General features: G+C 44.5%; 13 protein-coding genes. 10 read left to right on the top strand and 3 right to left on the bottom strand.

The window, feature by feature from the left end:
* The first annotated feature begins 270 nt into the window (after positions 1-270).
* The 5 genes from pheS to J1C86_RS04545 all read left to right on the top strand — a co-directional run bounded on the left by pheS (position 271) and on the right by J1C86_RS04545 (position 6,031).
* Positions 271-1,320, top strand: a complete 1,050-nt coding sequence (pheS, locus tag J1C86_RS04525; RefSeq protein ID WP_125352767.1) for a phenylalanine--tRNA ligase subunit alpha — start codon at positions 271-273, stop codon at positions 1,318-1,320.
* A 45-nt stretch (positions 1,321-1,365) separates the two neighbouring features.
* The gene (locus tag J1C86_RS04530) at positions 1,366-1,875 is read left to right on the top strand and encodes a GNAT family N-acetyltransferase (protein ID WP_125406972.1); all 510 of its coding nucleotides are present in this window, start codon (positions 1,366-1,368) and stop codon (positions 1,873-1,875) included.
* Positions 1,876-2,083: 208 nt separating this feature from the next.
* On the top strand, positions 2,084-4,489 hold the full coding sequence (gene pheT, locus J1C86_RS04535; RefSeq protein WP_125406994.1) for a phenylalanine--tRNA ligase subunit beta: 2,406 nt from the start codon (positions 2,084-2,086) through the stop codon (positions 4,487-4,489).
* Between the two features lie 171 nt (positions 4,490-4,660).
* The gene (locus J1C86_RS04540) at positions 4,661-5,053 is read left to right on the top strand and encodes a YbgA family protein (protein ID WP_125406969.1); all 393 of its coding nucleotides are present in this window, start codon (positions 4,661-4,663) and stop codon (positions 5,051-5,053) included.
* 150 nt (positions 5,054-5,203) lie between these two features.
* Complete coding sequence (locus J1C86_RS04545; RefSeq protein WP_125406966.1) at positions 5,204-6,031, top strand: alpha/beta fold hydrolase; 828 nt, start codon at positions 5,204-5,206, stop codon at positions 6,029-6,031.
* Between the two features lie 124 nt (positions 6,032-6,155).
* On the opposite strand, the gene J1C86_RS04550 is transcribed toward J1C86_RS04545, so the two are convergent.
* Both J1C86_RS04550 and J1C86_RS04555 read right to left on the bottom strand, forming a co-directional pair.
* Entirely contained in the window at positions 6,156-7,301 is a 1,146-nt protein-coding gene (locus J1C86_RS04550; RefSeq protein ID WP_185755774.1) for a cobalamin-independent methionine synthase II family protein, read from the bottom strand.
* Between the two features lie 132 nt (positions 7,302-7,433).
* The gene (locus tag J1C86_RS04555; RefSeq protein ID WP_002915456.1) at positions 7,434-7,901 is read right to left on the bottom strand and encodes a GNAT family N-acetyltransferase; all 468 of its coding nucleotides are present in this window, start codon (positions 7,899-7,901) and stop codon (positions 7,434-7,436) included.
* Positions 7,902-8,135: 234 nt separating this feature from the next.
* Here J1C86_RS04555 and J1C86_RS04560 point away from each other — a divergent pair, with 234 nt between their 5' ends.
* Complete coding sequence (locus tag J1C86_RS04560; protein WP_002915455.1) at positions 8,136-8,606, top strand: SP_0198 family lipoprotein; 471 nt, start codon at positions 8,136-8,138, stop codon at positions 8,604-8,606.
* Between the two features lie 181 nt (positions 8,607-8,787).
* Positions 8,788-9,825, top strand: a complete 1,038-nt coding sequence (locus J1C86_RS04565; RefSeq protein WP_049553065.1) for a zinc-binding dehydrogenase — start codon at positions 8,788-8,790, stop codon at positions 9,823-9,825.
* Positions 9,826-9,916: 91 nt separating this feature from the next.
* Here the strand turns inward: J1C86_RS04565 and J1C86_RS04570 are convergent, their stop codons facing one another.
* A complete protein-coding gene (locus J1C86_RS04570; protein ID WP_125409172.1) occupies positions 9,917-10,642 on the bottom strand; it encodes a hypothetical protein in 726 nt (241 codons plus the stop codon).
* Positions 10,643-10,751: 109 nt separating this feature from the next.
* On the opposite strand from J1C86_RS04570, the gene J1C86_RS04575 reads away from it, so the two are divergent.
* The 3 genes from J1C86_RS04575 (at position 10,752) to J1C86_RS04585 (ending at position 13,155) form a co-directional block, all read left to right on the top strand.
* Positions 10,752-11,360: a TetR/AcrR family transcriptional regulator gene (locus J1C86_RS04575; RefSeq protein ID WP_125406959.1), complete on the top strand. Its 609-nt coding sequence runs from the start codon at positions 10,752-10,754 to the stop codon at positions 11,358-11,360.
* A gap of 67 nt (positions 11,361-11,427) precedes the next feature.
* Complete coding sequence (locus tag J1C86_RS04580; protein WP_185755773.1) at positions 11,428-12,489, top strand: ABC transporter permease; 1,062 nt, start codon at positions 11,428-11,430, stop codon at positions 12,487-12,489.
* Positions 12,490-13,155, top strand: a complete 666-nt coding sequence (locus J1C86_RS04585; protein WP_002909993.1) for an ABC transporter ATP-binding protein — start codon at positions 12,490-12,492, stop codon at positions 13,153-13,155.
* Positions 13,156-13,189: the final 34 nt, after the last annotated feature.

The raw sequence follows: 13,189 nt of genomic DNA on the forward strand, positions 1-13,189 counted from the left end.
TTCTTGTAAATTCTTTAACTGAGCTTGCGAAATGTTTAGAAATCTGTTAGAATGAAATACAACTGAATAGCAATCTGCAAGACCAGTAACCTAGGGGAAGTTTAACAGGGAGGGGAGCCATCGACTGAAAGCTCTCTAGATGAAAGCTAGGCGAATTCACTTGCTCTAGGATTGATAAGTAAGGTCTGGCTTGCCAGATAAAAAACGGATGGTACCGCGTGTCAACGCTCCGCTTATGGAAATTGGCGCGCTTTTTATTTTGGAGGGAAAATGACGAAAACGATTGAAGAACAACTAAAAAGCCTGCGCGAAGAGACTCTGGCTTCTCTCAAGCAGCTCAAGGCTGAGAATCAAAAGGAACTGCAAGATTTGCGTGTAGCTGTCTTGGGTAAAAAGGGTTCGCTGACTGAAGTCCTGAAAGGGATGAAGGATATTTCAGCTGAAATGCGGCCGATTATCGGGAAGCACGTCAATGAAGCGCGTGATATTCTGACAGCAGCCTTTGAAAAGACTGCTCAAGAGATGGAAGAGCAATTAGTAGCTCTGAAACTGGCTGAGGAATCCTTGGATGTGACTCTACCAGGCCGTCGAATTCCAGTAGGGAACCGTCATATTCTTAGCCAGACTAGTGAGGAAATCGAAGATATTTTCATCGGGATGGGCTATCAGGTCGTAGACGGCTTTGAAGTGGAGAAGGACTATTACAACTTTGAGCGGATGAATCTGCCTAAGGACCACCCTGCACGGGATATGCAGGACACTTTCTACATTACAGAGGAGATCCTGCTCAGAACCCACACCAGTCCGGTGCAGGCGCGAGCTATGGACGCTCATGACTTTTCTAAAGGGCCACTCAAGATGATCTCACCAGGACGTGTCTTCCGTCGGGATACTGATGATGCGACTCACTCCCACCAGTTCCATCAAATTGAAGGCTTGGTGGTTGGAGAAAATATTTCCATGGCAAATTTGCAAGGAACGCTGCAGCTGATTGTCCAGAAGATGTTTGGCGAGGACCGCAGTATCCGACTGCGTCCGTCTTATTTCCCATTTACAGAGCCGTCTGTTGAAGTGGATGTTTCCTGCTTTAAGTGTGGTGGTGCAGGCTGTAATGTCTGCAAGAAGACAGGCTGGATTGAGATTATGGGAGCTGGTATGGTGCATCCGCGCGTGTTGGAAATGAGCGGTATTGATGCAGAGAAATACTCTGGATTTGCCTTTGGTCTTGGTCAAGAGCGGGTAGCTATGCTTCGCTACGGTATCAACGACATTCGTGGCTTCTACCAAGGAGATATTCGTTTTTCTCAGCAGTTTAAGTAGAAACCTGTATTCATAGATGCAGCTTTTCTGAGAAAGGAGTGCAGTATGCTAGTCAGAGTCAAAAAAGAAGAAGCGAGCCTCCTGCGGGAGTTGGAAGTCGCAACCTATCAAGAAACCTTTGGTCCATTTATCAAGGAGGCTGATATGGCTCATTATTTTGACAATGAGCTGTCGCTTGCGACCATCGAAAAGGAACTGGCAGACTCTGAGTCAGAGACTTATTTTGTTGTCAAAGACGGTAAAATTGCTGGTTTTCTCAAGTTTAACTGGGGACATGCTCAAACGGAGCAAGAACTACCACAAGCCTTTGAGGTTCAGCGAATCTATGTCTTGAAAGCCTACCATGGTCAAGGCTTGGGCAAGGAAATGTTTGAATTTGCCTTAGAAGAAGCCGAGAAACGAGGCTTTGACTGGGTCTGGCTGGGCGTTTGGGAAAAGAATTTTAGAGCTCAGGAATTTTACTCTAAATACGGCTTTGAAAAGTTCAGCCAGCACGACTATATCACTGGTGAGACGGTGGACACAGACTGGCTGCTGCGCAAGAAATTGAAATAAAAAAGAAAATTTAAAGAGAGGAAATGATACGACCTAAAAGAGTTAAATTTAGAAGATTTGGTTGGTCAAGTTCCTCAGCGATAGAATAGAGAAAGGAATTGAACCCGGGCTAAAAACTCGGAAAAAAGATAGATTTGCGAGCATTCATCGAATGCTTGAACAAATCTCCTATTTTTCAGTCGTTTTTGACGCCCTTGGTATCTTAAATATGCTAGTAAGTTATAAGTGGTTAAAAGAGTTAGTAGACATTGATGTGGCTAGCGCTGAGCTGGCTGAGAAAATGTCAACGACAGGAATTGAAGTGGAAGGTGTGACATCACCAGCTGCGGGCCTGTCTAAAATTGTCGTTGGTGAGGTGGTATCGTGTGAGGATGTTCCTGATACCCACCTGCATGTTTGTCAAGTCAATGTCGGAGAAGAGGAGAACCGTCAGATTGTCTGTGGTGCTCCAAATGTTCGTGCAGGCATCAAGGTTATGGTGGCCTTGCCAGGTGCTCGCATTGCCGACAATTATAAGATTAAAAAAGGAAAAATCCGTGGCTTGGAGTCACTGGGCATGATCTGCTCTCTCGGTGAGCTGGGGATTTCTGATTCTGTCGTGCCAAAGGAATTTGCGGATGGAATTCAAATCCTGCCTGAAGAAGCAGTGCCAGGTGAGGAAGTCTTCTCTTATCTGGACTTGGACGATGAGATTGTCGAGCTTTCCATCACACCAAATCGGGCAGATGCTCTGTCTATGCGTGGGGTGGCTCATGAAGTGGCTGCCATCTATGACAAGTCAGTACATTTTAAAGATTTTCCGCTGGTGGAAAATGAAAAGCAGGCAGCTGACAGTCTTTCAGTAGCCCTTGAGACAGAGAAAGCCCCTTACTACGCGGCTCGTATCTTGGAAAATGTCACCATTGCCCCAAGTCCTCAGTGGCTGCAAAATCTCCTCATGAACGAAGGAATCCGTCCGATTAACAATGTAGTGGACGTGACCAACTACATCCTGCTCTACTTTGGTCAGCCCATGCATGCCTTTGATCTGGATACGTTTGAGGGCGACCAGATTGTCGTGCGGGAAGCGCGTGCTGGTGAAAAACTGGTGACACTGGATGGCGAAGAGCGGGATCTGGAAGTCAGCGATTTAGTTATCACTGTCGCGGACAAACCAGTAGCCCTTGCAGGTGTTATGGGGGGGCAAGCAACAGAAATCTCTGAGAAATCTAGTCGTGTCGTCTTGGAAGCAGCTGTCTTTGATGGAAAATCAATCCGCAAGACCAGCGGTCGCCTTAACCTGCGCTCGGAATCATCTTCCCGCTTTGAAAAAGGCATCAATGTAGCAACTGTTAATGAAGCTTTGGATGCGGCAGCAAGCATGATTGCGGACTTGGCAGGAGCGACTGTTCAGGCTGGGATTGTATCCGCTGGCAGCATAGACACTAGTGATATAGAAGTGGTATCCAGTCTAGCGGATGTCAACCGAGTTTTGGGAACAGACTTACTTTATACTGATATTGTGGATGTCTTCCGCAGACTTGGCTTTGGCCTTTCAGGAAGTGCTGAACAGTTCACTGTCAGTGTCCCTCGCCGCCGCTGGGATATTTCAATCGAAGCAGACCTCTATGAAGAAATTGCTCGCATTTACGGCTATGACAAATTGCCAGCTAGTCTGCCAAAAGATGACGGGACTGCTGGTGAATTGACTGCAACGCAGCAACTGCGCCGTCGAGTACGGACCTTAGCAGAGGGAGCTGGACTGACAGAAATCATCACCTACGCTTTGACGACCCCAGAAAAGGCGATTGAGTTCACTCTCAATCCTAGCAACTTGACTGAGCTCATGTGGCCGATGACAGTGGAGCGCTCTGTTCTTCGTCAGAACATGGTTTCTGGCATTTTGGACTCCCTAGCCTACAATGTAGCTCGTAAAAATAAGAATCTAGCCCTCTATGAGATTGGAAAAATCTTTGAGCAGACTGGCAATCCTAAGGAAGATCTGCCAAACGAAATCAATAGCTTTGCCTTTGCTTTGACAGGTCTGGTTAATGAAAAAGACTTCCAGACTAAGCCAGTAGCAGTTGATTTCTTCTATGCTAAGGGTGTAGTGGAAGCACTCTTTGCTAAGTTGGGCTTGACAGCTGAATACGCGGCTAGCAGCCAGATTAAGAGTTTGCATCCTGGTCGGACTGCTTTAATCTCTATCAATGGCCAGCCTGTCGGCTTTGTCGGTCAAGTCCATCCTGCGACAGCCAAGGCTTACGATATTCCTGAAACTTATGTGGCTGAACTCAACTTGTCTGCTATTGAAGATCAGCTTCAGCCAGCCCAGCCATTTACAGAAATCACTAAATTCCCAGCTGTCAGCCGTGATGTGGCCCTTTTGCTCAAGGCAGAAATCACTCACCAAGAGGTCCTTGATGCAATCCAAGCTGCTGGTGTTAAGCGCTTGACAGATATTAAGCTCTTTGATATCTTCTCTGGGGACAAGCTGGGTGTCGGCCTCAAATCCATGGCCTACAGCCTGACTTTCCAAAATCCAGAAGCCAGCCTGACTGACGAGGAAGTGTCTAAATACATGGAAAAAATCGAAAAATCCCTGACCGAAAAACTCGGAGCAGAGGTACGTTAATGAACTATTCCCCAGTCATGTGATTGGGGATTTTGATTCATACTCTTCGAAATCTTATTCCAATCATAGTTGATTTGCTTTCTATCTTGGCAAACTTATCACTGGGATGCGAGCAATGATGTAGACGAAACGAGGAGTATTCGAAATTGAAAATCAGTAGGAAAAGTAATTATGGAAAATTCAAACCAAATCTCCCAATGTCAGACTCTTTGGGCTAGAAATAAATATCTGGTTCTCAGTCATTCTAGTAAGATCTATCTGGAAATCCGTCAGTATCTGAAAAGTGACTCTGTGGAAGCAGCTCATGTTCAAGACTTGATTGATCAGGCGGTAACCCTGCCTGAAAACCGTGGTCAGGTCAGCAATGCTTTTCAGCATGTTTGGGGCTATTTTAAGAAAAAAGCCAGTACAACTGAAAAAGAAGATTTTATGCATCTTTTGCTTCGTTACCAATCTGGTCAGGCTGAGCAGAAAGACTTGGTAAGAGCTGTAAGGGACCTGCTAGTCAAGTATCCCAATCCTTATCTGCAGAAATCCACTTTGTTATTTGGTGATGAAGAATGAAGCTCTGAAATCAAGGGGAAAGAATAAGCCTGCTCGTCTAGTAGCTTTGAGGGGTGTAGATGATAAGAATAATTTGTTAGGCTCATAAACAATATTATTTTGACTGGTTTCGATAAAGGCTCCACCTCGAGCAAAACGTGTCTTTAAGGTATGATTGGAGAAAAAATGTTTTTTACTTATCAGGGAAATAAATTATATTATAAAGTGATTGGTCAAGGAAAGCCAGTCTTGGCAATTCATGGTTTGGGTTGTTCATCTGAACTGATGGAAGGATGTTTAGAACCTATTTTTGAGAAACATGCTGGCTATAAAAGAATTTATTTAGATTTGCCTGGCATGGGCAGGTCTGATGCCAATCCTGCTTTTGCAAGTGCGGATGCGATTTTAGAGATGCTCTTGAACTTTATAGAGACTGCAATCGGCGGACACAGCTTTCTCTTAGCTGGAGAGTCTTATGGTGGCTATCTCGCTCGAGGAATTTTGGCTAAGAAAAGGTCGGAGATTGATGGTTTGCTGCTTATTTGTCCAGTAGTTGTACCCAATCCGAAAGAAAGAATTTTGCCTAAAGATACTCTGGTAATTAGAGAGGTTGGGTTTGATATAGCAGGCAAAAACGAAGATTTCGTTGATTTGGCGATTTTACAGACTAAAGAAACTTATCAAAGGTTTGAAAAAGAAATCCTAGCAGGGCTTCAGATGATGAATGTTCCCTTTGTCCAAAAGCTGCAAGAAAACTATTCTTTTTCGTTTGAAGTGGATCAAGAGATACAGGAAAAGGGTTATGACGAGCCCAGCCTTTTTATAGCAGGAAAGCAGGACCAAGTCGTGGGCTTCCAGCAGTTAGCGCAACTGTCTCACTATTATCCAAGGGCAACTCATGCTGTAATGGATCTTGCTGGCCACAATGCACAGATAGATCAAGAGGCTCTCTTTACGGCCTTGGTTGAAAATTGGCTCAAGCGAATTGAACTTTCCTGATACTCCAAGATTTAATATGTTGAACAGATGCAGATGAAACTGGAGTTCATCAAAGAAATCTAATTCAGCCCAAAATTGATTTTAAAAACATAGAAAAAAGCGGTCACACCGCTTTTTTTGCTTATTATCCCCAGAATTTTTGGGCGATTTCTTGGCCTTGTTTGATTTTGGCCCATTGTTGCTCAATGGTGAGTTCGTTTCCAGAGTCACAAGAGGCGAAGCCGCATTGGTGGGAGAGCAGGAGTCGCTCTTTGGGTAGAACGGTTGCTGCTTTCTCAAGCAGGTCTAGGACGCGTTTTTCGTCATCCAAGCCTGTCGTCTTACTGGAAAGCAGTCCTAAAACAACTTCCGCATCCTTGTCCTTCAAAGCTGCTAGGGCTGATACATCACCAGCTACATCGCTGTCCCACTCTAGGAAGTAGCGGTCATAGTGTTGGTCGCGCAGGAATTTTTCCGCGATAGCTTCGTAGGTACCCTCGGCAGCAGAGCGGCTTTCGTAGTTACCACGGCAGTTGTGGGTCCAGACAGTCAGTCCTAGCTCATGAGCGTAGTCTACGACTTCATTGTTGATGGCGACAAACTCGTCTGCTAAGTCAGCTAGACTAGCATTGCCCTCCGCAAAGAAGCTGGCAGGATTGGACTCGTCAAAAAGCTCCCAGAGACAGTCGTCAAACTGGATAATCTGTCCGCCAGCAGCCTTATAGTCGTCCAAAAATTCCTTGTAGGCCTGAATCAAGCCTTTTTTCAAATCTTCATTGGTCTCATAAACTTGTCCTGGTCCCGCCAAGCGGTCAAAGACAGCTAACTCAGTATAAGCATGGGCAGGCCCCCAGACAGTCAGCTTGGTATCTTCACCAGCAGCCTCATCCTTGACTAGCTTATAAATCTCGATAAAGTGATGATTTTTTCCAGAGAGTGGTGCTGTGATGCGGATACCAATATCTTTACGGGTCTCGTATTGCCCGCCGTCGTGGTCCTTGAAGGTATAGCCGTGGTCAGCAATGTAGCGCTCAATTCCCTTAAGGCCCCAGACAAAGTCCAGATGCCACATAGACTTGGAGTATTCTCCATCCGTCAGGATGTCAATACCCTTAGCCTTTTGCTCAGCGATAATCTCCTTGATGTCAGCTGTCTCCGTCTCATGGTAGCCTGGAAAGCTGTCGTAGAAGGGATATTGAATATCATCGCGGTGCTCAATTTCTGTCTTATATTGGCGGAGATTTTCTGGGCGCAGAAGTGATCCAACCAGTTGAAATTTTGATTTTGTCATAAGATTTCTCACTTTCATTAGGGATTATGGTCTATTGTATCGAAAATTTCTCGACAAATAAAATAGTTAATTATACTGGTAGAGTATAGCCGAAAACTATTGCTAGCGCTTCCTGAAATTTGTCTTTCAAGATCAAAGAATCTTCTCTATCACTGTTTCCTGAGGCTGAAGCCCTAATCGCTCATAGAAACGCAGGGCTCCGACATTGTCGTTCCAAACATTGAGAGTCAGATTATAGCAGTCGATTTTCCGAGCATAGTCTTCTGCAAAGCGATAAAGCTGCTCGCCGACCTTTTGCCTTCTGGCTTTCTCATCCACACATAAGTCCTCAATAAAAAGTGTTTTGATGGGATTGAGTATAGGACTGACAGGTTCCTTGATGGAGCAAAAGAGGTGACCGAGGATTCCTCCAGCTTCATTTTCAAAGACAAAAATAGGGGTGGATTCTTGACCCAGAATCTTCTCTAATTCTTCATTGCTAAACTTGCTGCCCTTGGCCTTGAAAATGTCCGGACGAGCCTGATGGTGGACAAGCAAGATTTGCTGAAGGAGTTCTTGGAGTTCAGGAATATCGCTGACTTGGGCTTTTCTGATTGGCATGATCTTCTCCTTTTATCTTTTTAAGAATCATTATACGACAGGGAACTATTTTGTCAAGAGAGTTCGAAAAGACTAAGAGAACAAGTAGCGTCTGAATTGCAAATGTCAATCAGAGTGACTCATTTCCTTTAGATGTATTTTCCTTTTAATAAAAACTGCTTTTTCTTGACAAATGAAACAGACAAGTGTAGAATATAAGTATAAACTACAAATGTAGAAAAAGGAGAAAGCGATATGACTATTACAAAAAAAGCCTTTATCGGAATTCTATCTCTGACAGCAGCAGTCCTATTGGCTGCTTGCTCAGGCAATACCAACCAAGGAGGGAATACTAGTTCATCACAGAATACGCAAGACCAGACATCACAATCTGCGCAAAATCAGACTTCGCAGTCATCAGCTGCATCTTCCTCTAATCAGCCTTCGTCATCATCAAATGCAGGGCAGGCTACTAATCTAGACGGGCGCTATCAAGCAACCGACCATGATGGTGACCAGCACGTCCTAGAAATCAATGGTACGACTGGTACTTGGACTGAGACCGAGGTTGATGGCAGTAAGGAAATCAAGCAGGTACAAGTAGATGCCTCTAACCAAAGACTGATAGTTGGTGATGATGCTAAAAGCTATCGCCAAAATGGCAATCAGCTGATTGTGGACGAATTGGATGATGATCCAGACACTCTGACCTTTACCAAGCAGTAAAGCGCTTCTCATTCTGCTCAGGACAACAGGATGAGCAGTGAGGGAATCAAACTAGGAAACTCTGAGAATGGAGTTTCCTTTTTTTATAAAAATTTTATCTTAAATGATGTCAAATATTTGACTTGAAGGGTGCTTTAAGTTGTATAATAGTTGCAATAAAGATATCAAAGGAGAAGAAACGATGAAATTGGCAGTTTATACAAAAGCGGGCCAAGTTGGGCTCGCTGACATTGATCGTCCGCAAATTATTGAGGAAGATGATGCCATTATTCGGATTGTTCGGACCTGTGTCTGTGGATCTGACTTATGGCGCTACCGCAGTCCAGATATTGAAGCAGGCCATCAAAATAGTGGGCATGAAGCGATTGGAATTGTCGAAGAAATTGGGGATGCAGTAACGACTGTTAAACCTGGCGATTTTGTTATTACTCCATTTACTCATGGATGCGGGCAATGTGATGCCTGTCGGGCAGGATTTGATGGCACTTGTGATTCTCATATTGGGAATAACTGGTCAAATGGGGTGCAAGCTGAATATATGCGCTTCGAATTTGCTAACTGGGCACTTATCAAAATTCCGGGTCAGCCTTCTGATTATACAGAAGGAATGCTCAAATCATTCTTGACACTGGCTGATGTCATGCCAACTGGCTACCATGCTGCGCGAGTGGCAGACGTCAAGCTTGGTGATAAAGTGGTCGTGATTGGTGATGGGGCTGTGGGACAATGCGCTGTTATCGCTGCTAAAATGCGTGGTGCTTCCCAAATCGTTCTTATGAGCCGTCACGAAGATCGACAAAAGATGGCCTTGGAATCCGGTGCGACAGCTGTTGTTGCAGAACGTGGCGAAGACGGAATTGCCAAGGTCCGTGAAATCCTTGGTGGTGGTGCAGATGCAGCTCTGGAATGTGTTGGAACAGAAGCAGCTGTTGATCAAGCTCTGGGAGTTCTTCACAACGGCGGCCGCTTAGGCTTTGTCGGTGTGCCACACTATAATAACCGAGCACTTGGTTCTACCTTTGCTCAAAATATTACAGTGGCAGGCGGAGCAGCCTCTGTCACGACTTACGACAAGCAAATCTTGCTCAAGGCAGTTCTTGACGGCTATATTAATCCGGGCAAGGTCTTTACTTCAAGCTACAAACTGGAAGATATCGATCAAGCTTATAAAGATATGGATGAACGCAAGACTATTAAGTCCATGATTGTCTTTGATTAGGTAAAGAAGAAAACAGCCTTGCTGCGGTCTCTTTAAGATGGCAGTAGGCTGTTTTTGCATGGCTTGGTAGGTATTTTTTAGGAAAGGAAATTCATTCTTTATTCTCTTTGCACCAAGTTATCCATCTTGACCATTCGGCAGACAGGTGGAGCTGGTGTTCTTTGATAAGGCTGTCTGGACAAAGGCTAGGGAATTCAACGCAGAATCGGGCTTCCAAGCCTTTTTCTATGTCGCGAAACTGATGGCGAATACCACCGATATTGCAGCCATTCGCTAGACTGGCGGCACCGACAGATTGGAAGGGATAAGACGCATCACGAGGCTCCTCTATCTCAGCTTCACCACCAAGGTCAAGAAAAAACTGTGTCGGTAGCGGGCTATTTCCTGCAGTCTCAATGACTTCAAGTTTGTCCCCGTACGGCTGCAAGGCATAATGGTCTGGACAGGCACCAAGATTGACTCGTTTATGAACATTTGTCTTTTCTAATATCAACTTTTCTAGCATTATACTGAAAGAAGCGGCAGTCAGTCCACTTGCAAAAATCGTTACAACAGCTCTTTTTCGTGGTTTCTTGGACCATTTGGCCGCCCATTTCATCAAATATTGGCTCCATTTGAGTTTGGTTCCGATTTGCTGGATTAGCTCTTCGTATGTCAGCTTCATTTTTGCTTCCAGTAGGGCTTGGTCTAAAATCTCCGTGTTGTCAGTATTAGGTAGCTGTAGATTAAGTATCTTAGCTGCTTTATGGATTCTCTTCTTCCGCCATTGCTCAATTCTTTCTTGACCGACTTCCTTTTGATTGATCATAATCTTCATTTTTTAATCCTCTTGTTCTTGTCTTCTGCTTATATTTATTATATAGTGGGAGCTGGATGGTAGGCAAGCATCAATTTTAGGTAGACTGTTGCATTTTGAGGTGAATAGCATGTATGAGAAAAAAAGAAAAAAGACAGAAAAGCAGATAGAGGATAGCTTGCTGCAGCTGATGAAAGAGCAGACTTTTGAGACTATCAGTATTCGTCAGCTGATTGACTTGGCAGAGGTGAATCGTAGTACCTTTTATCGGCATTATTTGGATAAATATGATCTGCTGGAGAAGATAGAAGACCGCTTGCTAGATGATTTGAAGTCCTATTATCAAGAGGCTCTAGAATCTGCCTGCTTGTTCAAGTTAGAAAAGAATTTTAAAGTGAAAGACTTTATCCATGAGAAACAAAATCTTTTTCATTTTTTTGAGCCTTACTTGGAAGACTTAGCCATTCTTTTGGGGCCAAATGGCAGTCCAACTAGTTTACTGCGATTGCAGGAAGCTTTGAGGGAGATTTTCTCGCAGAGTATTTCCTTGGCTGATCCCCATTTAGATAAGGTAGAAGCGGATTTGCTCCTGAATCATCAAGCCGCGTCCTTTATGGGAACCCTGACTTACTGGCTCGCTCATCCTCGCTATAAGGCTCAGCAAATGAGTGATTTTCATGCTAGGGTGACTGCTGTTGGTCTGGCAGGCTTTGTCAGAGAGCATATGGAGGGAGATTGACAGGATAGTTTATCCAGTTTGCTTCTTTATGATATAATGGACTAGAATATCTCAAAGGAGGACAGCTTTGTTTTTAGCTTTTAAAGAGATTGTCTACAGTCGCGGACGCTATCGTTTAGTGGTTGCTGTGGTCTTTCTCATTACCTATATGGTTTTCTTTTTATCTAGCCTTTCCGTCGGTTTGGCTAGGCTCAATCGCTTGGCTTTGGACCAATGGCAGGCTGAGTCGATCGTCTTGTCAGAGTACGCCAATAAGAATCTAATAGCTTCGACTCTCAAGGAAGAGGAGTACAGTCGTCTGCTTCAAGGGGACTCAATCGCTGCTTTGGGACAAACATCAGCAGTGGCCAATTATGAAGATGGGACTGATAAACTCAATGCTCAGGTTTTTGGTCTCTCTTGGGATAGTTTTCTAGCGCCTGACATTATTGAGGGACGTCCTGCTGAGAATGCTTATGAAGTTATTGCGGATAAGCGTTTGCAGCAAAAAGGTGTGAAACTAGGCGACCAGCTTCAGCTTAATGGAAGTGAGCGCCTCTATCAGGTTGTTGGTTTCACAGAGGATAATAGCTTCTTTACGCAACCTGTAATTTTTATGGATCTAGATGATTTCAGGGAATTAAAGTACGGCTCTAGTCAGGTTAAGAATATCAGTGCACTTGTGGTCAAGGATGGTCAGAAGATTGAAGAAGCTGGACTTAGTCAACTCTCTATGAATGATTTTATAGAAAATATCCCTGGCTATCAGCCTCAGGTACTGACTTTTTCCTTTATGATTGGGGCCATGGTTCTGATTACATTTTTGGTATTGGGAATTTTCATGTATATTATTACCATCCAAAAGACGCATCTTTACGGTATTATGCGCGCCCAAGGAATTGCCAGTGGGAAGATTATTGCTTCTATTTTTTGGCAGATTTTCATCCTGTCTACTTTGGGAATCAGCTTAGCTGTCTTGGCTCTCTTGGGAACCCAGCTAGTCTTGCCGGCTTCTATGCCTTTTTACAGTGACTGGCGAGCTTATGCTGGTTTAATTATCCTCATTGTTTTCATGTCACTGGCTGGCGGGCTCTTGTCCATTCACCGGGTTCTGAAAATTGACCCTATCACAGCGATTGGAGGTGAGTAAATGTCAATCATAGAACTAAAAGGGGTTACAAAAGAATATGGTCAGGGGCATACGCTGGTTCAAGCCCTGAAACCAACTGATTTCCAACTGGAAGCGGGGCAGTTTGTAGCTATTATTGGGCCGTCAGGCTCGGGTAAAACAACCTTTCTGACCTTGCTGGGGCATTTGCAAACTCCCTCAAAAGGACAGATTCTCCTGCATGGGAAAGATACCTCCCAGCTCAAGGAAAAGGAACGGGCAGCCCTGCGTTTCAATGATTTCGGCTTTATTTTGCAGGCTTCCAATCTCATTCCTTTTTTGAAAATCGAAGACCAGTTCCAGCTGATTGACCGCTTATCTAAAAAGGAGAGAACAGATCTAGACAGTCTGATTGAGCTGCTAGATCTTAAAGGAACTCTCAAGCAGTATCCGAAAGAATTGTCTGGCGGGGAAAGGCAGCGAGCTGCTATCGCCAGAGCGCTTTACAACAGCCCTGATATTATCTTGGCTGATGAGCCGACAGCTAGTCTGGATACAGAGCGGGCCAAGCGAGTGGTCCATCTGCTCAAAGAGGTGACCCAAAAATTCCATAAGAGCGTGGTCATGATTACTCATGATACCCGCTTGCTGGACGAGGTTGACAAGGTTTATGAGATGCAAGACGGAGTGCTGACTCAAGTTCGATAAAGCGTTAGAAGCTTTAGGCAATCAAACAGAGAAA

Origin of the sequence: Streptococcus sanguinis (assembly GCF_050220005.1) — a bacterium.
GTDB lineage: Bacteria > Bacillota > Bacilli > Lactobacillales > Streptococcaceae > Streptococcus > Streptococcus sanguinis_Z.